27 protein-coding genes are annotated in these 22,018 nt (G+C 62.6%); 15 read left to right on the top strand and 12 right to left on the bottom strand.

Features of this window, described 5'->3' with window-relative positions; translation table 11 throughout:
- The first annotated feature begins 37 nt into the window (after window positions 1-37).
- A complete protein-coding gene (locus QZW03_RS10090) occupies window positions 38-532 on the top strand; it encodes a Dps family protein (RefSeq protein ID WP_296509878.1) in 495 nt (164 codons plus the stop codon).
- A gap of 5 nt (window positions 533-537) precedes the next feature.
- On the opposite strand, the gene QZW03_RS10085 is transcribed toward QZW03_RS10090, so the two are convergent.
- Window positions 538-1,401, bottom strand: coding sequence for an MBL fold metallo-hydrolase (locus QZW03_RS10085; RefSeq protein WP_296509877.1), 864 nt, complete (start codon window positions 1,399-1,401; stop codon window positions 538-540).
- A gap of 100 nt (window positions 1,402-1,501) precedes the next feature.
- Here QZW03_RS10085 and QZW03_RS10080 point away from each other — a divergent pair, with 100 nt between their 5' ends.
- The 4 genes from QZW03_RS10080 to QZW03_RS10065 are packed head-to-tail and all read left to right on the top strand — an operon-like array spanning window position 1,502 to window position 3,075.
- Window positions 1,502-1,843, top strand: coding sequence for a metalloregulator ArsR/SmtB family transcription factor (locus QZW03_RS10080; protein ID WP_296509876.1), 342 nt, complete (start codon window positions 1,502-1,504; stop codon window positions 1,841-1,843).
- Window positions 1,840-2,271, top strand: a complete 432-nt coding sequence (locus QZW03_RS10075) for a YeeE/YedE thiosulfate transporter family protein (RefSeq protein ID WP_296509875.1) — start codon at window positions 1,840-1,842, stop codon at window positions 2,269-2,271. The genes QZW03_RS10080 and QZW03_RS10075 overlap by 4 nt, the downstream gene beginning before the upstream one ends.
- A 14-nt stretch (window positions 2,272-2,285) precedes the next feature.
- Window positions 2,286-2,729, top strand: coding sequence for a YeeE/YedE family protein (locus tag QZW03_RS10070; RefSeq protein ID WP_296509874.1), 444 nt, complete (start codon window positions 2,286-2,288; stop codon window positions 2,727-2,729).
- A gap of 1 nt (window position 2,730) precedes the next feature.
- A complete protein-coding gene (locus QZW03_RS10065; protein ID WP_296509873.1) occupies window positions 2,731-3,075 on the top strand; it encodes a TIGR01244 family sulfur transferase in 345 nt (114 codons plus the stop codon).
- Between the two features lie 62 nt (window positions 3,076-3,137).
- On the opposite strand, the gene QZW03_RS10060 is transcribed toward QZW03_RS10065, so the two are convergent.
- Window positions 3,138-3,668: an Rrf2 family transcriptional regulator gene (locus tag QZW03_RS10060; RefSeq protein ID WP_296509872.1), complete on the bottom strand. Its 531-nt coding sequence runs from the start codon at window positions 3,666-3,668 to the stop codon at window positions 3,138-3,140.
- 136 nt (window positions 3,669-3,804) lie between these two features.
- Between QZW03_RS10060 and nhaR the strand changes: the two genes are divergently transcribed.
- The 7 genes from nhaR to QZW03_RS10025 all read left to right on the top strand — a co-directional run bounded on the left by nhaR (window position 3,805) and on the right by QZW03_RS10025 (window position 10,161).
- Entirely contained in the window at window positions 3,805-4,698 is an 894-nt protein-coding gene (gene nhaR / locus QZW03_RS10055) for a transcriptional activator NhaR (RefSeq protein WP_296509871.1), read from the top strand.
- A 64-nt stretch (window positions 4,699-4,762) separates the two neighbouring features.
- Window positions 4,763-5,230 (top strand): hypothetical protein, encoded by a 468-nt coding sequence (locus QZW03_RS10050; protein ID WP_296509870.1) that lies wholly within the window; start codon window positions 4,763-4,765, stop codon window positions 5,228-5,230.
- Window positions 5,231-5,277: 47 nt separating this feature from the next.
- Window positions 5,278-6,165: a MipA/OmpV family protein gene (locus QZW03_RS10045; protein WP_296509869.1), complete on the top strand. Its 888-nt coding sequence runs from the start codon at window positions 5,278-5,280 to the stop codon at window positions 6,163-6,165.
- Between the two features lie 158 nt (window positions 6,166-6,323).
- The gene (locus QZW03_RS10040; protein WP_296509868.1) at window positions 6,324-7,325 is read left to right on the top strand and encodes a sulfate ABC transporter substrate-binding protein; all 1,002 of its coding nucleotides are present in this window, start codon (window positions 6,324-6,326) and stop codon (window positions 7,323-7,325) included.
- Window positions 7,326-8,183, top strand: coding sequence for a sulfate ABC transporter permease subunit CysT (gene cysT / locus QZW03_RS10035; RefSeq protein ID WP_296509867.1), 858 nt, complete (start codon window positions 7,326-7,328; stop codon window positions 8,181-8,183).
- A gap of 2 nt (window positions 8,184-8,185) precedes the next feature.
- Window positions 8,186-9,073 (top strand): sulfate ABC transporter permease subunit CysW, encoded by an 888-nt coding sequence (cysW, locus tag QZW03_RS10030; RefSeq protein WP_296509866.1) that lies wholly within the window; start codon window positions 8,186-8,188, stop codon window positions 9,071-9,073.
- Entirely contained in the window at window positions 9,070-10,161 is a 1,092-nt protein-coding gene (locus QZW03_RS10025; protein ID WP_296509865.1) for a sulfate ABC transporter ATP-binding protein, read from the top strand. Before cysW ends, QZW03_RS10025 begins: the two co-directional genes overlap by 4 nt.
- 109 nt (window positions 10,162-10,270) lie before the next feature.
- Here QZW03_RS10025 and QZW03_RS10020 read toward each other — a convergent pair whose 3' ends face one another.
- Complete coding sequence (locus QZW03_RS10020; protein WP_296509864.1) at window positions 10,271-10,915, bottom strand: NAD(P)-binding domain-containing protein; 645 nt, start codon at window positions 10,913-10,915, stop codon at window positions 10,271-10,273.
- Between the two features lie 97 nt (window positions 10,916-11,012).
- Window positions 11,013-11,849 carry a pirin family protein gene (locus QZW03_RS10015; protein ID WP_296509863.1) on the bottom strand — a complete coding sequence of 279 codons (837 nt, stop codon included), beginning with the start codon at window positions 11,847-11,849 and terminating at the stop codon, window positions 11,013-11,015.
- Between the two features lie 109 nt (window positions 11,850-11,958).
- Between QZW03_RS10015 and QZW03_RS10010 the strand changes: the two genes are divergently transcribed.
- Window positions 11,959-12,891: a LysR family transcriptional regulator gene (locus QZW03_RS10010; RefSeq protein WP_296510075.1), complete on the top strand. Its 933-nt coding sequence runs from the start codon at window positions 11,959-11,961 to the stop codon at window positions 12,889-12,891.
- Here QZW03_RS10010 and QZW03_RS10005 read toward each other — a convergent pair.
- The 8 genes from QZW03_RS10005 to QZW03_RS09970 all read right to left on the bottom strand — a co-directional run bounded on the left by QZW03_RS10005 (window position 12,888) and on the right by QZW03_RS09970 (window position 20,578).
- A complete protein-coding gene (locus QZW03_RS10005) occupies window positions 12,888-13,304 on the bottom strand; it encodes a hypothetical protein (protein ID WP_296509862.1) in 417 nt (138 codons plus the stop codon). The genes QZW03_RS10010 and QZW03_RS10005 overlap by 4 nt on opposite strands.
- A gap of 164 nt (window positions 13,305-13,468) precedes the next feature.
- On the bottom strand, window positions 13,469-14,095 hold the full coding sequence (locus QZW03_RS10000; RefSeq protein ID WP_296509861.1) for a TetR/AcrR family transcriptional regulator: 627 nt from the start codon (window positions 14,093-14,095) through the stop codon (window positions 13,469-13,471).
- Between the two features lie 100 nt (window positions 14,096-14,195).
- Window positions 14,196-15,200 (bottom strand): ABC transporter substrate-binding protein, encoded by a 1,005-nt coding sequence (locus tag QZW03_RS09995; protein ID WP_296509860.1) that lies wholly within the window; start codon window positions 15,198-15,200, stop codon window positions 14,196-14,198.
- 52 nt (window positions 15,201-15,252) lie between these two features.
- The gene (locus tag QZW03_RS09990; RefSeq protein ID WP_296509859.1) at window positions 15,253-16,146 is read right to left on the bottom strand and encodes an ABC transporter permease; all 894 of its coding nucleotides are present in this window, start codon (window positions 16,144-16,146) and stop codon (window positions 15,253-15,255) included.
- Complete coding sequence (locus tag QZW03_RS09985) at window positions 16,143-17,036, bottom strand: ABC transporter permease (protein ID WP_296509858.1); 894 nt, start codon at window positions 17,034-17,036, stop codon at window positions 16,143-16,145. The genes QZW03_RS09990 and QZW03_RS09985 overlap by 4 nt, the downstream gene beginning before the upstream one ends.
- Complete coding sequence (locus QZW03_RS09980) at window positions 17,023-17,841, bottom strand: ABC transporter ATP-binding protein (protein WP_296509857.1); 819 nt, start codon at window positions 17,839-17,841, stop codon at window positions 17,023-17,025. The genes QZW03_RS09985 and QZW03_RS09980 overlap by 14 nt, the downstream gene beginning before the upstream one ends.
- Before the next feature lie 149 nt (window positions 17,842-17,990).
- On the bottom strand, window positions 17,991-18,632 hold the full coding sequence (locus QZW03_RS09975) for a response regulator (protein ID WP_296509856.1): 642 nt from the start codon (window positions 18,630-18,632) through the stop codon (window positions 17,991-17,993).
- 20 nt (window positions 18,633-18,652) lie between these two features.
- Window positions 18,653-20,578 (bottom strand): ATP-binding protein, encoded by a 1,926-nt coding sequence (locus tag QZW03_RS09970; protein WP_296509855.1) that lies wholly within the window; start codon window positions 20,576-20,578, stop codon window positions 18,653-18,655.
- Window positions 20,579-20,618: 40 nt separating this feature from the next.
- On the opposite strand from QZW03_RS09970, the gene QZW03_RS09965 reads away from it, so the two are divergent.
- A complete protein-coding gene (locus QZW03_RS09965; RefSeq protein ID WP_296509854.1) occupies window positions 20,619-21,644 on the top strand; it encodes a TRAP transporter substrate-binding protein in 1,026 nt (341 codons plus the stop codon).
- Between the two features lie 149 nt (window positions 21,645-21,793).
- Window positions 21,794-22,018, top strand: a 225-nt coding sequence (locus tag QZW03_RS09960) for a tripartite tricarboxylate transporter TctB family protein (protein WP_296509853.1), incomplete at its 3' end; no start/stop codon positions are given.

Raw genomic sequence — 22,018 nt, 5'->3', positions numbered from 1 at the left:
CACCCTGACACACATCACTTCGAAGGAGAACCCGGTTATGGCAAAAGCATTGGTGAAGAAAGTGGCAATCGACATCGGCATCAACGACCGCGACCGCAAAAAAATTGCCGACGGCCTCTCGGGTCTGCTGGCCGACAGCTACACCCTGTACCTGATGACACACAACTTCCACTGGAACGTGACCGGCCCGCAGTTCAACAGCCTGCACGCGATGTTCATGGCCCAGTACACCGAGCAGTGGGCGGCGCTGGACATCATTGCGGAGCGCATCCGCTCGCTGGGCTTTCCGGCACCGGGCACCTACAAAGAGTTCGTGAAACTCGCCAGCATCAAAGAGGTGGAAGGCGTGCCCAACGCCACCCAGATGATTCACCACCTGCTGGCGGCCCAGGAAGCAACTGCCCGCACTGCGCGCAAGCTGTTTCCGGTGGTAGACGCCGCCAACGACCAGCCCACCGCCGATGTGCTGACCCAGCGCATTGACCTGCACGAAAAGACCGCTTGGATGTTGCGCAGCCTAGTGTCGGAGTAATCGACCTACAACGCGTTGAGCGGAATCTTGAGGTAGGCCACACCGTTGGCCTCCGGCGGCGGCATGGCGCCTGCGCGGATGTTGATTTGCACCGACGGGAGAATCAGGTTGGGCATGGCCAATGTGGCGTCCCGTGCCTGGCGCATGGCAACAAACGCTTCTTCACTCACCCCGGCGTGCACATGAATATTGGCTGCGCGCTGCTGCGCCACCGAGGCCTCCCACACCGGCTCGCGGCCTTCGGGCGGGTAGTCGTGGCACATGAATAGGCGGGTGGCATCAGGCAGGGCCAGCAAGCGCTGCACGCTGCGGTAGAGCTGGTGCGCATCGCCCCCCGGAAAGTCACACCGCGCCGTGCCCACATCGGGCATGAACAAGGTGTCACCGACAAAGACCGCGTCGCCCACCTGGTAGGCCATGCAGGCGGGCGTGTGGCCGGGCACCGACAGCGCCTGCAGTTCGAGAGTGCCCAGAGGCAAGGTCTGCTGGTCTTCCAGCAACACGTCGAACTGGCTACCGTCGGCCTGGAAGGCCGGTTCCAAGTGGAATATGCCTTTGAAGACCTTTTGCACCTGGGTAATGCGGGCGCCCACCGCCAACCTGCCACCCAACTTGCCGCGCAGGTAGTGGGCCGACGACAGGTGGTCTGCATGGGCGTGGGTTTCGAGAATCCAAGCCACCTCCAGCCCCTGCGCCCGCACATAGTCGATCAGCTTTTGCGCCGACGCCGTGCTGGTGCGGCCGGACTTGGCATCGAAGTCCAACACGGGGTCGATGATCGCGCACTGCTGCGTGGCCGGATCACTGACAACATAGCTGACGGTCCAGGTCGCCGGATCAAAAAACGCTTGAACGAGAGGAGCTTGCATCGATAACTTTCTGTCGGAAACACTTAAGTTACATACAGTTTATTGATTTATATATTGTTAGTCAATAGAATGACGTCTCTTGTCCACCCCGAGTCTGCCCATGTCCGTTGAAATGACCTCCCCCACTGCCCCCGGCCTGGCGATGCTGCGCGCCTCCGCGGACAGCGCCTGCCGGATGATGAAAGCCCTCTCCAACCCCGACCGTTTGTTGCTCTTGTGCCAGTTGGCGCAGGGTGAAATGCGGGTGGGCGAGCTGGAGGAGCACGTCGGCGTGCTGCAGCCCACGCTGTCGCAACAGCTCGGCGTGCTGCGCGAAGAAGGGCTGGTCAGCACCCGCCGGGACGGCAAGTCCATTTATTACTGCATTGCCAACCCCCAGGTGCTGGCCTTGCTCGAAGTGCTGTACGCGCAGTTTTGCCAGCCCCAGGAGGTGCGCGCATGAACATCGCTTGGTCTGCCTTTACCCCCTGGAGCGCGCTGGCCGGCGGGCTGGTGCTCGGCGTTGCCACCGCCTTGTTTTTGTTACTCAACGGCCGGGTACTGGGTATCAGCAGCATTGTGGGCGACGCTTTGCGGAGCCCGCGCGCCGACTGGCTCTGGCGTTTGACCTTTGTGCTGGGCCTGTTGTGCGCGCCCTGGGTGTACAGCCGATTTGCACCGCTGCCGCCGGTTGATATTGACGCAAGCTGGCCGGTGCTCGTGCTGGCCGGTCTTCTGGTCGGGCTTGGCACCCGCTACGGCGCGGGCTGCACCAGCGGCCATGGCGTGTGCGGGCTCTCGCGCGGTTCGCCACGCTCGCTGGTCGCCACCCTCAGCTTCATGGCGGCGGGCTTTGTGACGGTGTATCTGGTGCGCCACGCGCTGGCTTGAAGGACGTGTCGACCATGTGGAAACAACGATTGGCTGAATTTGTTGCCGGCCTGCTCTTCGGCCTGGGCCTGATACTCGCCGGAATGACCAACCCGGCCAAAGTGCTGGCGTTTCTCGATCTGGCTGGCGCCTGGGACCCTTCCCTCGCGCTGGTGATGGGCGGTGGAATTGCGGTGGGTGTGCTTGCCTTCGCCGCCGCCAAGGGCCGCGCCCGCAGTCTGTTGGGGCAGGCCATGCGCTGGCCCCGAGCTAGCCGCATCGACCGCCGCCTGGTGCTGGGCAGCTTGCTGTTCGGCGCGGGCTGGGGACTGGCCGGCTTCTGCCCTGGCCCGGCCGTGGTGTCGCTGGCTATCGGTGGCACCGGTGTCTACATTTTTGTGGCGGCCATGCTGGCAGGCATGGTGCTTTTTGAATGCCTGGAGCGTTTCTCCGGGCGCCGACTTTCTTCAGGAGATTGATATGTCTATTCCAACCCGCGCGATTACCGACAGCTTTGCCGTCGCTGCACAAATCACCCCCGCTGATGTAGCCTTTGCCGTGGCGCAAGGCTTCAAGTCCATCATCAACAACCGCCCCGACATGGAAGGCGGCCCTGAGCAGCCCGCCAGCAGCACCATTGCCGCCGCGGCAGAGGCAGCAGGCGCGGCCTATGTGCATATTCCCGTGGTGAGTGGGGCGTACGGCCCCGATGATGTGGCGGCCATGCGCCACGCACTCGATACCTTGCCTAAGCCGATTCTGGCGTTCTGCCGCTCCGGCATGCGCGCAGGCCAGATGCACGATCTGGCCTTGGCGCAGGGCTAATTTGCTATAACTTTAATAGCTGGTAGCGCACACGATATGAGCGCTACCAGCACTTTGGGCACTTAGCGTCCGCTGTTGAAAGCGAACGACTGGCCCAAAGCGAACACCGAGTTCGGCGCCGTCGTGCGCACCACCGACTGGGGCTTGAGCTTTTGCAGCACACCCTTCTTGGTGATCTTGCGTTCTTTGACCGCAAAGCCCTTGGCGCGCTGCTCTTCGGCCAGGCTGCGCAGGGTGATGGTGCGCATGTGCGCGACCACGGTACCTTGCAACGCTGCCCACAGATCGCGGGTCATGTCCTGCGCGCTTTGCGATGTCTCGCGGCTGGACTCCTCTTTCTCTTCGATGGCGCCAATGATGTCGGCCACCGAGATGCCGTCGCCCCGGAAACCGAGGGAATAGCCGCCGCCGGGGCCACGGGTGCTCTCGACCAGACCGTGCTGGCGCAACTTGGCAAATACCTGCTCGAGGTAGGACAGCGAAATCCGGTGCCGGAGCGCGATGTCCTGCAAGGGCACCGGCTGGCCGCTTTCGCGCAGGGCCAGGTCAATCATGGCAGTGATGGCAAAACGTCCGCGGGTACTGAGTCGCATACAAGGTCTCCTTTGGTGAACGACTGATAGGTGTGTACTGTAGGCAAGGTTATGCTTCGCGTAAATTCGTATTTTGTAAATTTTTACTGCGATTATTTCGAAGTATTTCGCTTTGTTTCTGTAGGACACCTACCCCATGAACTTCAAGCACCTCCACTATTTCTGGGTTACGGCCAAGGCCGGCGGCATCATGCGTGCCGGCGAGCAGCTTCACACCACGCCGCAAACGCTATCGGGCCAGATCAAGCTGCTCGAAGACTGGCTGGGGCGCAAGCTTTTCCAGAAAAGCGGGCGTAACCTGGAGCTCACAGAAGACGGCCGCATGGCCCTAGGCTATGCCGACCAGATATTTACCCTGGGCGCTGAGCTGGAAAACGCGGTGCGCCTGCCGCGCGGTGCCAACCGGGTGCTGGACTTCAAAGTGGGCGTGGCCGACTCGGTGACCAAGTCGCTGGCCTACCGTTTGCTGGAGCCCGCACTGAACCTGGAAGACCCGGTGCGCATGATTTGCAGCGAAGGCAAGTTCCCCGACCTGCTAGCCAAGCTGGCACTCAACCAGCTGGATCTGGTGATTGCCGACGAGCCTATGTCCAAGCGCATGAGCGTGAAAGCGTTCAACCACGAGCTGGGCAGCACGCCCATGAGCTTTTTTTGCGCGCCCGCGCTGCGCAAAACCCTCCAAGGCGACTTCCCTCAGTGCCTGAACGATGCCCCCATGCTCATCCAGGGCGCGCAGGCCTCGGTGCGGCAGCAGTGGGAAGGTTGGTTGAGCCGCCACCAGCTGCACCCGCGCACCATCGGCGAGTTTGACGATGGCGCGCTCATGACTGCCTTCGGACGCAAAGGACGGGGGGTGTTTATGGCGCCCTCGGTGATGGAGGCCGACATTGTGGAGCAGTTCGGCGTGGAGGTCATAGGCCGCAGCGAGGAGCTGGTGGAAGAGTTCTTTGCGGTCTCGGTGGAGCGACGCATTACCCACCCCTGCGTGGTGGCGATTACCAAAACTGCGCGGGGGCAATTGTTCAGCTGAAGCTCGCAAAGCCATGGGGCGTAGACAATGCGCACCTGACCTCACCACCTCTGAAAGCCCCCTGATGTACGACCTGTCCAAACTCCTGCACCTGATTGCCGCCATCGTCTGGATGGGGGGCATGACCTTCATGCTGATCGCGCTGCGCCCGGCCACCCTGGCGGTGATGGAAGCCCAGCCCCGCGCCCGCCTGATGGCCGCCGTGTGGCAACGCTTTTTTGTGGCGGTACTGATCGCCATCGTGGTGTTGCTGGCCACCGGCGGCACCATGTTCGGCGGCGCCATGAAGGCCGCCCGCGAGGCCACCGGCCATGCGGTGGTGCCCTTGGGCTGGACGATCATGACTGCTCTGGGCGGACTGATGTTTTTGATCTTCGGGCACATCTACTTTGCGGGCTTTGCCAAGTTCCGCCGTGCGGTGGCAGCCGCCGAGTGGCCGGTGGCCGCCAAGGCCGCCGGGCAAATCCACTTGCTGGTGGTGACCAACTTTGTGCTCGGCTGGGCTGCGATTGCCGCCGTCAAACTGCTCTGAACCCGCGTTCACACGCCTGCCCTGTGCGCACCACTGTGCTTTGCCCCATGCCTGTCACTACCCGCTCCACCCCACCGTCCACCCGCAGTCTCCAGCAATGGTCTGCCCGCGCCCTGCTGGCTGCCGCGGTGGCGCTGACAAGCCCGCTGTGGCTCGCCCCCGCACTCGCCGACACCGCCAGCGATGGCTTGCCGCTGTGGGAGCTCGGCGTGTTTGCCGGCGCCGTGTCGACGCCGGCGTATCCCGCGTCGATAGAGCGCAGCGGCCTCGGGCTGGTGTTGCCGGTGCTGGTGTACCGCGGCGAGGTGTTCCGTGCGGAGCGCGGTAGCGTGGGTGCGCGACTGGTACACACCGAGGACACCGAGTTCGACATCGGCTTTGCTGCCTCGCTGCCCGCCAGCTCCAACGACATTGCCGCCCGCCAGGGCATGCCCGACCTGGGCACGCTGGTGGAGTTCGGCCCGCGGCTCAAAACCGTGCTGGCCCGGCCGGACGCACGGAGCCAGGTGCGGCTGGAGTTGCCCTTGCGCAGCGTCATTGAGGTGCAGGGCGGACTGCGCACCCAGGGCTTTGCGGCGGAGCCGGAGCTGATTTGGGAAACCCGCGCGCCCGCTTCGGCATGGCGCTTCGCCACCAGCGCCAGCTTGATTTTTGGGGATGCACGGCTCAATCGCTATTTCTACGGCGTGCCCGCCGACCTGGCGACCGCCCAGCGCCCCGCCTACGACGCCCAGAGCGGCCTGATTGCCACCCGCCTGTCAGCGAGCGCCTCGCGGGCCTTGACGCCGGACGTGCGCATCTTCGGCTTTGTACGGGCCGAAAACTACGCCGGCAATGCCAACACCGGCAGCCCTCTGCACCTGCGCAGCACCGGCACCTCGGCTGGTATCGGCCTGAACTGGACACTGCGCCGCTCCGAAGCACGGGCCCGCTAATAACCAAAACAGCAGTAGGGTCTACTGCTGTTAGACACTTTTGCATATAAACAAACAACGAAGTATTCGTTGTGGTTTGCCCCCCGCGTCCCCAAAATCAGACTCTACCAACGCACCCGATGCCGTTTTGCGCGCAACCACTTTTCACAGGACTTGCCATGAATTTCAAGCAAAAAACCACTCTAGCCCTCGCCGCCATTGCGCTGACAGCTAGCAATTTAGTAGCAGCCCAGACCGCGCTGCTCAATGTGTCTTACGACGTGGCGCGTGAGTTTTACAAAGACATCAACACGGCCTTTATTGCCAACTACAAGAAAACGACCGGCAAAGACATCAAGATCGACCAGAGCCACGCCGGCTCCAGCGCCCAAGCCCGGGCCGTGAACGACGGCCTGGAGGCCGACGTGGTCACCATGAACACCACCACCGACATCGACTTTCTGGCTGGCACCGGCGTCGTGGCCAAAGATTGGACCAAGAAGTTTCCGAGCAACGCCGCGCCCACCAGCTCCACCATGCTGTTTCTGGTGCGCAACGGCAACCCCAAGGGCATCAAGGACTGGGATGACCTGGTCAAGCCCGGCATCCAGGTGATTGTGGTCAACCCCAAAACCGGCGGCAACGGCCGCATGGCCTATTTGGCCGCCTGGGGCCAAGTGCGCAAAAAGGGTGGCACCGATGCCCAAGCCGCTGACTTTGTGAGCAAGCTCTACAAAAACGTGCCCGTGCTCGCCAAGGGCGGCCGCGATGCCACCACCATCTTTTTGCAGCGCAATATCGGCGATGTGCTGATCACCTTCGAGTCTGAAGTGGTGTCGGTGGACCGCGAATTCGGAGCCAATAAAGTAGACGCGATTCACCCCGGAATTTCCATCGTGGCAGAAAACCCGGTGGCCGTGGTCGAGCGCACCGTGGCCAAAAAAGGCACTGCTGAGCAGGCCCGCGCCTACCTGAACTTCTTGTACACCGACGAGGGCCAGGAGATTGCCGCCCAACACGCCATCCGCCCGAGCAACCCGGCCATTCTGAAGAAGTACCCCAGCACCTTCAAGCCCATTACGCTGTTCCGTGCCGAAGAGTTTTTCGGCTCGTTTGCTGAAGCGCAGAAAGTGCACTTCAATGACGGCGGCCAGTTCGACAAGCTCTACACCGTCAAGTAAATGACTGCTGCTGCTCTGCAGGCGTCTGCTCCCAAGCGGACGCCCAAACGGGTCTTGCCCGGCTTCCGGCTCACGCTGGGTTACACCCTGGTGTATCTCGCGCTGATTGTGCTGATTCCTTTGTCCGCGCTGGTGTTCAAAACCTTCACGCTGACCTGGGACCAGTTCTGGGCCGCCGTGGCCAGCCCGCGGGTGGTAGCCTCGTACCAGCTCACCTTCGGCGCCTCGTTTCTGGCGGCCTTGTTGAACGCGGTGTTCGGCCTGCTGATCGCTTGGGTGCTGGTGCGCTACCAGTTCCCCGGCAAGCGCGTGGTGGATGCGCTGGTGGACTTGCCCTTTGCCCTGCCCACCGCGGTGGCCGGTATCTCGCTCACCGCGCTGCTGGCTGGTAACGGCTGGGTCGGCAGCCTGCTGGAGCCTTATGGCATCCAGCTCGCTTTCAACCGCAATGGAGTGGTGATTGCGCTGCTGTTCATCGGCCTGCCCTTTGTGGTGCGCACGGTGCAGCCCGTGCTCGAAGACGCTGAAAAAGAACTCGAAGAAGCCGCCACGTGCCTGGGGGCTACCCGGTGGCAGACCTTCCGGTATGTGATTTTCCCGACCATCGGGCCTGCGCTACTCACCGGCTTTGCGATGGCGTTTGCCCGCGGCGTGGGGGAGTACGGCTCGGTCATTTTTATCGCTGGCAACATGCCCATGATTTCTGAAATCACCCCGCTCATCATCATCGGCAAGCTGGAGCAATACGACTATGCCGGCGCCACCGCCGTGGCCACGGTCATGCTGTTGGCCTCGTTTGCCATGCTGATGGTGATCAACGGCCTGCAATCCTGGCAGCGCAAGCGCGCAGGAGCCTGAGCATGAGCAACACACGCACGATTCGCCGGGCCCAAGCCGGTACCACCGAGCCCGCCTGGGTGAAGTGGACACTCATCAGCATTGCGCTGGGCTTTGTTTTCCTGTTTCTGGTGTTGCCGCTGGCGGCGGTGTTTACCGAGGCCTTGCGCAAGGGAGGCCAGGAGTTCTGGCTCGCCCTGCAAGAGCCCGATGCCTGGAGCGCCATCCGCCTGACCCTGCTCGTCGCTGCCATTACGGTGCCGATGAACCTGGTGTTCGGCATTGCCGCCGCCTGGTGCATTGCCAAGTACGAGTTCAAGGGCAAGGCCTTTTTGACGACGTTGGTCGACCTGCCGTTCTCGGTGTCGCCGGTGGTGGCAGGGCTGATTTATGTGCTGATGTTCGGGGCGCACGGCTGGTTCGGCCCGTGGCTGATGGCCCATGACATCAAGATCGTGTTCGCCGTGCCCGGCATTGTGCTGGCCACGATCTTTGTGACGGTCCCCTTCATCGCCCGCGAGCTGATCCCGCTCATGCAGGCCCAAGGCACCGACGAAGAGCAGGCCGCCCAGGTGCTGGGCGCCAGCGGCTGGCAAACCTTCTGGCACGTGACGCTGCCCAACATTAAGTGGGGCCTGATTTACGGCGTCATCTTGTGCAACGCGCGCGCCATGGGCGAGTTCGGTGCAGTGTCCGTGGTGTCGGGTCATATCCGTGGCCAGACCAACACCATGCCGCTGCATGTTGAAATTTTGTACAACGAATACCAGTCGGTAGCAGCCTTTGCCGTGGCTTCGCTGTTGGCCTTGCTGGCTCTCGTCACCCTGGTGATCAAATCATTTGTCGAATGGCAGTTCGAGCGCGACCAGAAGGCCGCTGCTGCCCTGCCCCCGGAGAAACCCACACCATGAGCATCGCAATCCGCAACGTCAGCAAAGACTTCGGCAGCTTCAAGGCCCTGCAGGACGTGAACCTGGACATCGAGTCCGGCGAACTCGTCGCCCTGCTCGGACCCTCGGGCTGTGGCAAAACCACGCTGCTGCGCATCATTGCCGGCTTGGAAACCGCTGACCACGGCAACATTTTGTTCAGCGGCGAAGACACCACCGACGTGCATGTGCGCGACCGCAATGTGGGCTTTGTGTTCCAGCACTACGCCCTGTTCCGCCACATGAGCGTGTTTGACAACGTGGCCTTCGGCCTGCGCATGAAGCCGCGGGCCCTGCGCCCCTCAGAAGCCGTTATCAAGCAAAAGGTGCACGACCTGCTGGGCCTGGTTCAGCTCGACTGGCTGGCCGACCGCTTTCCCGCCCAACTCTCGGGCGGCCAACGCCAGCGTATTGCCCTGGCCCGCGCTCTGGCGGTAGAGCCCAAAGTGCTGCTACTCGACGAGCCCTTTGGCGCGCTGGACGCCAAGGTGCGCAAAGAGCTGCGCCGCTGGCTGCGCCGCCTGCATGATGAGCTGCATGTGACCAGCATTTTTGTGACCCACGATCAGGAAGAGGCCCTCGAAGTGGCCGACCGCGTGGTGCTGATGAACAGCGGCAAGATCGAGCAGATCGGCTCGCCCCAGCAGGTGTGGGACCACCCCGCCAGCCCGTTTGTGTATGGATTTTTGGGCGACGTGAACCTGTTCCATGGCCGTGCCCACGAAGGCGAAATGCTGATCGGTGAAGACCACCACGGCGTGCGCCTGACCAGCCCCGAGCACAGCGAAGCGCAAAACGCCAAAGCCTTTGCCTATGTGCGCCCGCACGACCTGGATGTGCAGCCCTACCAGGCCGGCCAGCCAGCAGGCGGCATTGTGGCCAAGCTGGTGCGCGCCATCGTGGTCGGCCCGATTGCCCGCCTGGAGCTGCTGCCCGAGGACCGCAGCGCGGCAGGCAGCGGCGACATCATCGAAGCCCAGATCGGCGCGCAGGAGTACAAGGCGCTGGAGCTGAAAGAAGGCGATGTGGTGGTGCTGACGCCGCGCAAGGCGCGGGTGTTTACGGCTTGAGGTGAAATGAAAAGCGCGAAAGCGCTATCAAAACAGGAGCTGCTAGCGCATATTCCACCAGCGCTAGCAGCTCTTTTTACTTGTGTTGCTGATTTTCACCACCAATGACTCAGACCTTGATGAAGTTGCTGGCCGACAAAGCGCCGAATGGCAGTTCTGACAAGCGCCCGCCGGTTTCCAGCGTTCCAAGGTCTACGGGAAAGTAACCCATAGCGCCCAACAGCTGGCGGACTTCGGCTTTGGCGGCGGTATCGTCACCTGCGTAAAACATGGCGCGTTGGCCGCCAGAGACTTCGGGCTGCGCCAGGACGTTCACATCCAGATGATTCAAAGCCTTGACGACGCGAGCGCCGGGCACGAACTCGCTGAACACTTCACTGGATGAGCGGCCGCCGAGGTCGATGGCTTTGATGCCGTAGGCCGCCAGCGGGTTGCTGGGGTCTTGGGCGTCTGGCGAGTTGGGGTCCAGAAACTCGACGGGGTTGGTGCCGTCAATCACGATGCGACCTTTCCAGGCAGGCAGGCTGCCCAGCGCTTCACCCAAGTCCGACCAGCGCACGGCGATGAGCACCATGTCAGCGGCAGCCGCTTCTGCCACCGTACCGGCTTTGATGGTGGGGCCCAGATCGGCCACGAGTGCGGCCAGCGAATCCGGACCACGCCGATTGGAAATGGTGGCTGAGAGCCCCTTGTTCGCCAAAGCGCGCGCTACGTTGGAGCCCAGGCCGCCTGATCCGATGATGCCGATGTTCATGATGTTTTCCTTTGAAAGTAACGGGGGCATTGCGTGTACCAACCCTCATCGCCCCCGGAGCTGATGGGTCGTATGAAATAGAAAGTGGATGAAGTGCTTAGCCGAGTCGCCCGGCTTCGCGCAGCTGCTGCCGGATGCGACGGATTTCGGTCTCGCCCTGGTTCAAGGCTTCCCGGCTGGTGTGCACCGAGTAGTGGCCCATCACCAACTCGTGCGGGTGGGGCACGGCCGAGCCCAGCACCAAACTGGTGGCCTCCGTGGCGAGCAACTCAATGCCGGCGCTTGAGTCGGCGAAGGCTACGAGCTCACCGGCGTCGACGGTTTCGGAGGCCTCCAGCTGGCCTGCGGCCACGGCTAACCAAGCCACGGTGTGTCCGATTGGTGGGGTGTAGGTCCAGCGCTCGCCTTTGGCGAGGTTGACTGACAGATACGTCATGCCCGCGGGTGCCGCTACGGGGCTGCGCGCTGCGTCATAGTTACCCAGCAAAACCCTGACCGGCCCGATGTGAGGCACCAACTCGGGTGCCAGGTATTGGCTTTGCGCAGCAGCGTTTTCCAGATCGGCCGGCAGCGCTACCCACAACTGGAAACCCAGGCCGGGCGCTTCGCCCACCGGGCTACCGCTGTGCCACACACCATTGCCAGCGCGCATCCACTCCACGCCACCGGCAGGCAGTAGGCCGGATTGACCGGTGCTGTCCTCGTAGCGCACATCGCCTTGCGACAAAAAGGTCACGGTAGCGATGCCCGAGTGCGGGTGCATGCCAAAACCTTGGTTGAGCCCGCCGGCTTTGAAATTCACCAAGTCCAAGAAGATGAAAGGCTTGAGCACCTGCCCCAAGTCACTGGGGCTCATGAGCCGGGTAATCGGACCGTGGGTGGTACCACGGGTGCGGTACACGATGGCGCGGGGGGCAGATGCGGGTGCTGTCATGGAGAAACCTTGCGTGCTTGAATGAATGCCTGTAGCTTAAAAATTCCTTGATTGATTGACTAGATGGCGCAATATGATTGCACTCATCCAAAAATTGAAGCAATCAGCCATGACCGACTTGAATGACATCGCTACCTTTGTGCAAGTGGTGCGCTACGGCAGCTTTGCGGAAGCCTCACGCCGAATGGGTGTGCCGGCGAACACGTTGAGCCGCAGGGTTCAATTGCTGGAGGCCCAGCTGGGTATCCGGTTGATGCAGCGATCTACCCGTAATCTGGCACTGACCAGCGCAGGCGAGGTGTTTCTGGAGCGGTGCGGCGGTGCGGTAGACGGGCTGATTGACGCGAGCCAGGAGCTTCAAGCGGTAAACCAGGAACCCCGTGGCTTGGTCCGGGTAGCCGCTCCGGCTGACTTTTTCGACTTTTTTTCGATGGACTGGCTCTCCGAGTTCCTGACCACCTACCCCAAGGTGCGTTTGGACTTTGTGCTGAGTGACGGGCGCGCGGACCTGATTGCGGACCGCATTGATGTGGCGTTTCGGGGCGGCGTTTTGGAGGACTCCGGCTTTTTTGCTCGCAAGGTCGTGGATGCGGGTACCGATAGCTTGGTGGCAAGCCCGGCCTACATCGCACGGCGCGGTGTACCGACGATGCTGCAAGACTTGGTGACGCACGATTGCCTAGGCTTCAGCCACCCCAGTGGCAAAGCAAGCTGGCGGGTTACCGGACCTGATGGCGAGGAGTCTGAAGTGCAAGTGACCGGGCACTTCAGTGGCAACACGGCGCAAGCGTTGCGCAAAGCGGCATTGGCCGGACTCGGGATTGCGCTGCTACCGTCAGCCTTGACCAAGCGCGACATGCGTGCGGGCCTGCTGCTGCCCGTGCTGCCCTCTTATCACCGGCTGGGGCATGGTGTGAGCCTGGTCTACCCCAGCAGGCGCTATCTGCCGCTGGCGGTTTCGCGCTTTATTGAACTGGTGGTGCAAAAAATGGGAGCCACTGACGAGCCAGTCGACGACGTTTCGGGGGGTGCAGGGGCTTAGCGCGTGGTCAGTAGATAAACAACTGCAGACACCAACATCGTGAAGCCGCCCGCAGTTAGGTAAGACAGCAGCGCCAATCTGCGGCGATGGAGCTCCACGCGTTGCACCAAGACGGTGTTCTGGTCGGCCAACTGTTTGATCAGCTCGGTGGCAGTGAGCAACTCCTCCCGCACATCTCTGACCGAGGCCTGCAGCACCTGGACATCTGCACGCAGGCGCTGGAGGGAATCGTCCGCCACATCACCCTCCGTAGCGCCGGCCCCGGCTTGGGGTGCCAAGTCAGCGTCGTTCTTCTTCCTTCGGGTGACGGCACCCCACAATTTGGTAGCGCCCTCCGCCACTTTGGGCGCAGCGTCGATCACTTGGCCCCAAGGCACATTGGAAAGCACAGCGATGATGGTTCCTGCGGCCATGAAAATCTCCTTCAGGGGTTAACGGATCCTGCGTGTCACCGTTGATTGTGCGGGAGGGCCCGTTTTCATCGGAAGCGGTAGGGGCACCAAGCCGTCATTTCGCTATTAAAACTATAGCTGGTCGCGCAGTCTTCATAGGGGCTAGTGCCGCATTTGACTTAAAACTACAGACCACACCCCCGCAAAATGAACGACACCGCATGCTCGGTCGCGCGCTCGAAGTCCTTCGGGCCCAGCGCATTCTGATCCAGCACCGCGCAGATTTGCACGTCGAAGTCGGCATAAGTTTGAGTGGCGGCCCAGATGGTGAAGAAGAGGTGCATGCCATCCACCGGGGCGATGCGCCCGGCATCGGCCCAGGCTTGCACTACCGCAGTTTTCTCTAGGGTGAGTTGGCGCAGGTCGGTCGCCAGCAACTCTTTCACCACCGGCGCGCCGTGCAGCAGTTCGTTGGCCCACACTTTGGAGCCGTCGGGCCGCTGGGCGGAGAGCTCCATCTTGGCCCGTATGTATTGCTCCAGCGCGGTGCGCGGGTCGGCGTCGACCGTGATGCCGTGGGTGGGCACCAGCCAGTCGCTCAAAATTTGGGCCAGTACGGCGCGGTACAGCACTTCTTTGCTACCGAAATAGTAGTGCAGATTGGCCTTGGGCAGGCCGCTGGCCTCGGCAATGGCGGCCATGGTGGCGCCGCCAAAACCGGCGCGCGCAAACACTTTTTCGGCGGCAGACAAAATAAGGGCCTCATTCGCGCGGCGAATGAGGCCTTTGGGTACTTCGGCAACGTGGGTCATGTCGCCGAACTATAAACGCCCCCACGCTCCACCGCTGCGCGGGTCGCTGCCCCACTAGGGGCCGCGTTACGCCTTGGGGCGGCCCGGCGGCGAAACGTCATCACTTCTGCGCAGCGTCGTAAATGGCGTGCGAATACGCGGCCTTGCCCGGGTCTTTCTTGATCACCGGGTCGCTGCCACCGGCCAGCAACACCTTGACGGTGCGCTCGTAGGCGGCGGGTTCCAGGTACCCAATCTTGGGTGTGCCGGCATTGGTAATCAGCTTGGCCACGTTCTCCATCTGGCGCTTTTGCACCTTCAGGCTGGCGCTGCCCGATGTGTCGGCTGCCACCACCGCTTTGGCGGCACCTTCTGGGTCTTTAACCGCAGCGTCCCAGCCCTTGAGCGTGGCTTTCAGGAACTTGCCCATCTTGGCCACGAAGGCGGGGTCCTTCAGGTTGCCTTCGAGGACATACAAGCCGTCTTCGAGGGTAGCAACGCCTTCTTTTTCATAGAAGAAGGTGACCAGGTCTTTTTCCTTCACACCCGCGTCCACCACTTGCCAGTACTCGTTGTAAATCATGGTGGAGATACAAGCGGCCTGGTTTTGCAACAGCGGGTCAACGTTGAAGCCTTGCTTCAGGATCTTGATGTCAGAGTCGGTCTTCAAGCCGAGCTTGCCCATCCAGTTCAAGAAGGGGTACTCGTTGCCACCGTACCAGACGCCCAGGGTCTTGCCCTTGAAGTCTTTAGGCGTGGTCACTCCGCTGGCCTTTTTACAGGTGAGCATCAGGCCGGATTGGTTGAACACCTGGGCCACGTTGACCAAGGGCACGCCGGCTTCACGCGCGGCCAGGGCAGAGGGCATCCAGTCCACCACGATGTCGGCTTGCTTGCCGGCAATCACCTGGGTGGGGGCAATGTCGGGGCCACCGGGCTTGATGGTCACGTCCAAGCCGGCGTCTTTGTAGAAGCCCTTGGCCGCGGCCATGTAGTAGCCGGCAAACTGGGCTTGCGGCACCCACTTGAGCTGCACAGTGACCTTGTCAGCAGCAGCGGCACCAAAGCCGGCAGCAGCCATCGCCAAGGCCAGCAGGCCCTTGGTGAACTGGGAAGAACGAATCATGGAAAGCTCCTTCTACGGGTTAATGAAAATGCAACACAGACCAAGCGCGGGCTCACCCTTCGCGCACTGAGGGATGCCAGAACGCCGCGCGGCGCTCCAGCTGTACAAGCAAGGCGTAGGCCACCGATCCGGTTACCGCCGCCACCACAATCGCGCCCCAGACCAGCGGCATGTTCATGCGCGCGGCCTCGGTGCTGATGCGAAAACCCAAGCCCGACGTGGGCGAGCCAAAAAACTCGGCCACGATGGCACCAATGAGGGCCAAGGTGGCATTGACCTTGAGCGCGCCAAAGATGAAAGGCAGCGCCGCCGGCAGGCGCAGCGCCAGCAGCGTGCGCGGGTAGCTGGCGGCGTAGCTGTACATCAGCTCACGCTCCAGCTTGCCCGCAGCCTGCAGGCCCGCCAAGGTAGACACCAGCATGGGGAAGAAGGTCATGAGCACCACCACCGCCGCTTTGGAGGGCCACTCAAACCCGAACCACATCACCGCAATGGGCGCCACACCGACCAGCGGGATAGCGCTGGTGAGCGAGGCCACCGGCAGCAGGCCGCGCTGCAAAAACGGCATGCGGTCAATCGCCACGGCTACTGCAAAGCCCAGGCCGCAACCCAACGCCCAGCCGATGAGCACCGCTTTGCCCACGGTTTGCACAAAGTCACCCCAGAGCTTGGGTGCGTGGTCCATCAGCGAGCCCAGCACCAGGCTGGGCGCGGGCAGTAGCACGCGCGGCACATCGAGCGCGCGCACCAGAATTTCCCAGAACAGCACGACCCAAGCCCCGAACAGGGCTGCCGTAGCCATGCCCACCCAGCGGGCACCCTGCACTGCGGCCATGCGGTAGACGCTGTAGCCCGCCACCAGAGCTAGCAGCAACATGCAGGGCCAGAACCACGGGGCCAGGCCCGTAGCACCCGCGACGGCTTCGATTGCGGCGGAATCACTCATTTCACACCTCGGCTTCGCAACACCCAGCGCTCCACACCGGCCACGATACCGGTGAGCGCCAGACCCAACAGGGCTGACATGACCAAGGCAGACCAAATTTGCGTGGTTTGCCCATAGTAAGAACCAGTGAGCAAGCGGGCACCCAAGCCCGCCTGGGCGCCGGTGGGCAACTCCGCCACCATGGCCCCCACCAGCCCGGCCGCCACACCCACTCGTAGCGCAGGGAACAAGAAAGGCAACGCGGCCGGCAAGCGCAGCAGCCAGAGTGCCTGCCAGCGCGAGGCGGCATAGGTGTACATCATTTCAGTCTCTATCTTTTGGGGCGAGCGCAGCCCTTGCACCATCGCCACCGTGACCGGAAAGAAGCACAGGTACATGGCAATAAAAGCCTTGGGCGCCGTGCCCGAAAAACCCAGGCTGCCCAGCACCACCAGCACGATGGGCGCAATGGCCAGCACCGGCACGGTCTGCGATGCCACGATCCAGGGCAGCAAGGCCTTGTCGAGGGTGCGGCTGTGCACGATAAGTACCGAGAGCAAGAGCCCCAGCGCCGTACCCATGACGAAGCCCAGCAGGGTCGATTGGCCGGTCACGGCTACGTGGTACATCAGGTTGCGGGGCGAGTCTATGGGCCACTCGGTCAGGCTCTCGTAGAAGTCCGCCGCCACCTGGTGCGGTGCGGGCACCAGTGGGCGCTCCATGGTCATGGTGGCTTCAAACAACTCGCGCTGCGTGTAGCCCGCTTCTTCATCGAGCACCCGTTCAATCGCGCCCTGCGCATTCATGCCCCAGGCAGCGCCATACCAGGCCAGTACCACCGCCAGCAGCACGACGGCGACCGGAAACCAGTCGTGGGCGAGGCGTTGTGAAAGTGTTCTAGTGGTGGCCATCAGCGAGAGCTTCCCGGACTTCGTGGGCAAGGGCAACAAACTCGGGCGTGTCGCGCAAGCCCAAGTGGCGCTCGTCAGGCAGCGTGGAGTCAATCACTTTGACGATGCGCCCGGGACGCGGCGACATGACCACAATCTTGGTGGACAGGTACACCGCCTCGGCAATGCTGTGCGTCACAAACACCACGGTGCGCCGCTCGCGCTGCCAGAGCTGCTGCAGCTGCTCGTTGAGCCGGTCGCGGGTGATTTCGTCCAGCGCACCAAAGGGCTCATCCATCATCAAAATCTTGGGCTCAAACGACAGGGCACGTGCAATCGACACGCGCTGTTGCATGCCACCCGAGAGCTGCCAGGGGTACTTGCCCTCAAAGCCTTTCAGGCCCACACGCTCCAGGTGCTCCAGCGCAATGGCCTTGGCCTCGGCCTTGCCTTTGCCCTGTATCTGCAGCGGCAGCGTCACATTTGCCAACACATTGCGCCACGGAAACAGCGCCGGGGCCTGAAACACATAACCATAGGCCCGGGCCAGACGCGCATCGTGCGGACTCACCCCATTGACCAGCACCTCGCCGGCACTGATGTGCTCCAGGTCGGCAATCACCCGCATGAGGGTGGTTTTGCCGCATCCGGACGGGCCGATCAGCGAGACAAACTCGCCCTCACCGATGTCCAGATCAATGTCAGAGAGAGCGTGGACAGGCGTATCGGCCGTCTGATAGACGACGCTCGCACGGCGCACCGCGACCGCGGTACGGCCCGTGGAAACGGGAGTGGCCCGGAGGCCTGATGCTTCGGAATGGTTCATTGGCACACAGTAGCAGGAGTCATGGCTGCACCAAGGAGGGGCACAGCCGCCGATTCAACCGTCACAAGTTAACCAAACGGTCAAGTTACGGACCCATGCTAGCCAGTTCCGTGCCAGTCCCACCACGGGGTTTGTACGGGGCTGCCTTGTCAGGCCTTGTCCGGCGGGGTGCCAATAGGCTGCAGTCGCCCGAGCTTGTGCGCCAGCTCAATGGCGGAGCTCACGCCCATTTTTTCAAAAATGTTGGCGCGGTGAAACTCCACGGTGCGCGGAGTGATGCCCAAGTGATCGGCAATGTTCTTGTTGTAGTGGCCCAAAATGAGCTGGTCCAACACCTCGCGCTCCCGCGGGCTGAGAGAGGCCAGCGCGAAACGCAAACGGTGCGCCTCCTGGTTTGCGTTGCCATCGGCCGCGGCGGCGGCCAGGGCTTGCTCTACGCGGTCGACCAGCACATTGTCTTGAAAGGGTTTTTCCAGAAAATCCCAAGCGCCGTTTTTCACGGCGGCCACCGCCATGCCGACATCGCCATTGCCGGTCAGAAACAGCACTGGCCAAGGGCACGCCAGCGCCTTGAGCTGATCAAAAATTTGCAGCCCGGTCATGGGCACCATGCGGATGTCGAGCAACACCACCGCCTGCTCCCAGACGCCGGCCCGCGACTTCACCGACTCCAGAAACGGCGGCCCGCTGTCCCAGGTGGTGGCCTTGTGGCCGCGCGAGTCAAACAGCCATGCCAGGCCTTCGCGCATGTCGGCATCGTCATCAACTATGTAAATGGCTGCGGTACTCACGGGGGGCCTTTCTGGGGTGCCTATTGTGCCGCCAGAGGCAGACTGACGGTGAAGCGGGCGCCGCCCAGCTCCGGGGCCCGGTCCACCACAATGCGGCCGTGGTGCGCCTCGACGATGGACCGGCAGATCGGCAAGCCCATGCCCATGCCACCTTCTTTGCTGCTGTAAAAGGCATCAAAAATATGCGCCTGGTTTTCTTCCGGCACACCGGGGCCATTGTCCGAAACGCTCAGCAGGGCGCAGGCCCCTTCCACCATCAAAGCCATATGCACTTGGGGCGTATCCGAATGGGCTTGGGCGGCCTCCTGGGCGTTGGTAAGCAGGTTGTTGAGTAAATGCTCGATGAGCAGCTCATCGGCCTTGACCCACACCGGCGACATGTCGGGCATGGTGTGGGGCGCCATGCTCTGGAGCACGGGCACCAGATCAAGCCTCTGCAGCGAAATTTCGCGCCGCCGCGCAATGGCATTCACGCGCTGGATGATTCGCCCTGCGCGCTCCGCCAGGCCGGCAATGCGTTGCACCACGGGGGCCGTTTCCTCGGGGCTGATGCGACCGGCTTTCAGGCGATTCAAGAGACCAGTTGCAAAACTGCTGAGCGCGCCCAGTGGCTGGTTGAGTTCGTGGGCCAGGGTCGATGCCACTTCGCCTACCGCGACCAGGCGACCGGTGGCCTCCAGCCGCTCTTGCTGTTGCAAAGCCACCGCTTGCGCGCGCTTGCGCTCGCTGATGTCCAGCACCGAACTCATCCACCCGATGTGCTCGCCGGTCGCGGTGTGCAAAGGAGCCTCGTGGATCAGCACATCAAGTAGATGGCCATCGCGGTGCTGGAACTGCACCTCTACCCCGTCCACCTGGGTGCCGTGGGCCAGAATGTCCCGGTGCACTTGCTCGATGTGGCTGTCGTTGCCTTGCGGCCAATACGGCATGGGTGCCGACACCCCCAGCAGGGCCTGCGCCGGGTAGCCCACCAGCCGGCAAAAAGCTTCGTTCACATACAACACCCGGCCTGCCATGTCCCACGCCCGCAGGCCGATGGTGACCGAGTTCTCCATGGCGGTGCGCAGCGCGACTTCCGCCTGCAGCCGGGCTTGCACCTGCTGGCGCTTCTTGATGTCGCGCCGCAGCGCCCACAAGCTCACCAGCATGCCGCCCAGAAACACCATCGCCACCAGCAGAAAAATACGCGGGACCATGGCAGCCTGCTCTTGCACGGGCGTGACTTGCAGGTACACGTCCGTACCTGCAAGGTTCATGGCTGCGCGAAATGGCTTGCGCGAGCCGGGCTCCGCGGCCACGGCCCCTTCGTCGAGCACCAGGCGGACGCGGTGCGCGCGGGCAAACCACTCGGGCACCAGGCTCTGGACTGCCGTGTCCAAGGACAGCGCCGCCACATAGTTGCCAACAAAATAGCCTCGCTCAAAATAGGGCACCGCCAACCACACGAGCGGCATGAGGGCACCATCTGCTGTGCGCATGGGGCCGCCATAGGCTGATCGGCGCAGGCCCCGCGCCGTGTCATTCATGGTGGCCAAAGACTGCGCGTTCAGGGGGTGGCGGGACTCGTCCACTTGCCATAAGCCGGGGGCCGCACTCAAGGGCGCACCGACCCAACCTTGCGCCAGCAAGACGCCGGGCTCACGCCACAAGAGGCCGCCCTGCACATCGGCCGACTGCCGCGCGGCGACCCGCAGATCCTCTTCAAGACGGCGAAAGTGAAACTGCACGCTCTGCTCCAGCCACTGTGCATCTGCGGCCTGGCGGCGGGTGTCCTCCTCGGCCTCGAAATGCTGGAGATACAGCACCAACGCAATCACAGACCCCACTACCAGCGCCAAAAAGCCCAGGAGCCAGGCACCGGGCCACAGGCTGCGATGGGCAGCCAATGCGCCGCCTTCGCGCAGGGCAGCAAAATTCTCGGCAGGAGGGGGGTTGCGCTCTGGCATGGGACGAGGGGAGTCGGGGGGCACTCGCATAATAGCGGCCATGCCCCCGCCCTCCACTCCCGCCCCGACACGCCGCCGCTGTTTGCAGCTGGCTGCAGGCGGGCTGGTACCTCTCGCTGCGCGAACATGGGGAGCACCTTCCACCACAGTCCGGCTGTCCCACGTGGTGGCCCGCGACACCCCCAAAGGAATGGCGCTGGAGCGGTTCCGCACACTGACGGAAGAGCGCAGCCAGGGCCGTATCCGGGTGCAGGTGTATCCGCAAGGGCAGCTCTATGGCGATCACGACGAAATGCAAGCCCTGCAACTGGGTGCCGTCGACATGGTGGCTCCGTCTCTGTCGAAGTTCGGCCCTATCGGGTTTCCGGAGTTTGAACTGTTCGACTTGCCGTTTTTGTTTGACAGCCTGGAGGCCGTTCGCCGCCTGACACGCGGTCGCGTGGGCCAGACGCTCCTGCAAAGTCTGCAGCGGCAGCGGCTCACCGGACTGGGGTTTTTTGACAATGGCTTCAAGCACATGAGCGCCAACCGCCCGCTGTTGGAGCCCCGGGATTTTGTCGGCCTGCGGATACGGGTGCAGGCCTCCCGCGTCATTGCACAGCAAATGCGCGCATGGGGCGCCTGGCCGGTGACCCTGCCCTTCAGCGAAACCCGCAGAGCCCTGGAGAGGGGCGTGGTGGACGGAACCGAAAACCCGGTGTCCAACTTCTGGACCCAGGGAATGCAGGCCGTGCAAAGCGACCTGAGTCTCACCGCTCATGGTTACCTGGGCTATGCGGTAGTGACCCACCAGCGCTTTTGGGAGAGCCTGCCCGCTGCGGACCGCCGCCTCCTGCAAGGTGCGCTCGAAGACGCGCTGGTGTTCGGCAACGAAATCGCCGACGCCCAGAACGACAAGGCACTCGCTGCCCTGCACCTTACCGGGGCGGCACACCTGAACAGCCCGACGGCTGCGCAGACACGTCTTCTGAAAAACGCAGCCCTCCCGGTGCATGGCGAACTGGCCGCCCGTATCGGCCACGACTGGCTCCGGACAGTGCACAACGCACTCCAAAAGACCTCCTAGGGTTTTTACCGAAGGGTTTTCCCGAGCTGTTGAAGGCCACAGTTACCGGTGGGAGCGCCTGTCGATAACCTTCGCCCCGCGGAGTCCGGATGCGGGGTTTTCATGCCCCACCGACTCCCTCACGTCGTAACAAAAACGAGGGGCATTTCTTGAAAATCCAAAGTCAAAAAGACTTCTACTCCGGCCTGATGTTCACCATCGTGGGCGGAAGTTTCGCGCTGGGCGCCAGCGACTACGCAGTAGGCACCGGAGCCCGCATGGGCCCGGGCTACTTCCCCCTGGTGCTGGGTGTATTGCTCGCCATCCTGGGCGTTGCCATCACCTTCACCTCGATGGTGGTGGAAACCGAAGATGGCGACAAGATTGGCCGCTTC

Origin of the sequence: Rhodoferax sp., assembly GCF_013297935.1 — a bacterium.
In the GTDB taxonomy this organism is placed as follows: domain Bacteria; phylum Pseudomonadota; class Gammaproteobacteria; order Burkholderiales; family Burkholderiaceae_C; genus Allorhodoferax.
Note: the sequence above shows the minus strand (reverse complement) of the source record. Positions and strands in the feature narration are given on the sequence as shown.

Bases quoted from the DNA above. Each gene is read 5' to 3' on its own strand.
- QZW03_RS10090 (WP_296509878.1), top strand. From the start codon at position 38: ATGGCAAAAGCATTGGTGAAGAAAGTGGCAATCGACATCGGCATCAAC.
- QZW03_RS10085 (WP_296509877.1), bottom strand. From the start codon at position 1,401: ATGCAAGCTCCTCTCGTTCAAGCGTTTTTTGATCCGGCGACCTGGACC.
- QZW03_RS10080 (WP_296509876.1), top strand. From the start codon at position 1,502: ATGTCCGTTGAAATGACCTCCCCCACTGCCCCCGGCCTGGCGATGCTG.
- QZW03_RS10075 (WP_296509875.1), top strand. From the start codon at position 1,840: ATGAACATCGCTTGGTCTGCCTTTACCCCCTGGAGCGCGCTGGCCGGC.
- QZW03_RS10070 (WP_296509874.1), top strand. From the start codon at position 2,286: ATGTGGAAACAACGATTGGCTGAATTTGTTGCCGGCCTGCTCTTCGGC.
- QZW03_RS10065 (WP_296509873.1), top strand. From the start codon at position 2,731: ATGTCTATTCCAACCCGCGCGATTACCGACAGCTTTGCCGTCGCTGCA.
- QZW03_RS10060 (WP_296509872.1), bottom strand. From the start codon at position 3,668: ATGCGACTCAGTACCCGCGGACGTTTTGCCATCACTGCCATGATTGAC.
- nhaR (WP_296509871.1), top strand. From the start codon at position 3,805: ATGAACTTCAAGCACCTCCACTATTTCTGGGTTACGGCCAAGGCCGGC.
- QZW03_RS10050 (WP_296509870.1), top strand. From the start codon at position 4,763: ATGTACGACCTGTCCAAACTCCTGCACCTGATTGCCGCCATCGTCTGG.
- QZW03_RS10045 (WP_296509869.1), top strand. From the start codon at position 5,278: ATGCCTGTCACTACCCGCTCCACCCCACCGTCCACCCGCAGTCTCCAG.
- QZW03_RS10040 (WP_296509868.1), top strand. From the start codon at position 6,324: ATGAATTTCAAGCAAAAAACCACTCTAGCCCTCGCCGCCATTGCGCTG.
- cysT (WP_296509867.1), top strand. From the start codon at position 7,326: ATGACTGCTGCTGCTCTGCAGGCGTCTGCTCCCAAGCGGACGCCCAAA.
- cysW (WP_296509866.1), top strand. From the start codon at position 8,186: ATGAGCAACACACGCACGATTCGCCGGGCCCAAGCCGGTACCACCGAG.
- QZW03_RS10025 (WP_296509865.1), top strand. From the start codon at position 9,070: ATGAGCATCGCAATCCGCAACGTCAGCAAAGACTTCGGCAGCTTCAAG.
- QZW03_RS10020 (WP_296509864.1), bottom strand. From the start codon at position 10,915: ATGAACATCGGCATCATCGGATCAGGCGGCCTGGGCTCCAACGTAGCG.
- QZW03_RS10015 (WP_296509863.1), bottom strand. From the start codon at position 11,849: ATGACAGCACCCGCATCTGCCCCCCGCGCCATCGTGTACCGCACCCGT.
- QZW03_RS10010 (WP_296510075.1), top strand. From the start codon at position 11,959: ATGACCGACTTGAATGACATCGCTACCTTTGTGCAAGTGGTGCGCTAC.
- QZW03_RS10005 (WP_296509862.1), bottom strand. From the start codon at position 13,304: ATGGCCGCAGGAACCATCATCGCTGTGCTTTCCAATGTGCCTTGGGGC.
- QZW03_RS10000 (WP_296509861.1), bottom strand. From the start codon at position 14,095: ATGACCCACGTTGCCGAAGTACCCAAAGGCCTCATTCGCCGCGCGAAT.
- QZW03_RS09995 (WP_296509860.1), bottom strand. From the start codon at position 15,200: ATGATTCGTTCTTCCCAGTTCACCAAGGGCCTGCTGGCCTTGGCGATG.
- QZW03_RS09990 (WP_296509859.1), bottom strand. From the start codon at position 16,146: ATGAGTGATTCCGCCGCAATCGAAGCCGTCGCGGGTGCTACGGGCCTG.
- QZW03_RS09985 (WP_296509858.1), bottom strand. From the start codon at position 17,036: ATGGCCACCACTAGAACACTTTCACAACGCCTCGCCCACGACTGGTTT.
- QZW03_RS09980 (WP_296509857.1), bottom strand. From the start codon at position 17,841: ATGAACCATTCCGAAGCATCAGGCCTCCGGGCCACTCCCGTTTCCACG.
- QZW03_RS09970 (WP_296509855.1), bottom strand. From the start codon at position 20,578: ATGCCAGAGCGCAACCCCCCTCCTGCCGAGAATTTTGCTGCCCTGCGC.
- QZW03_RS09965 (WP_296509854.1), top strand. From the start codon at position 20,619: ATGCCCCCGCCCTCCACTCCCGCCCCGACACGCCGCCGCTGTTTGCAG.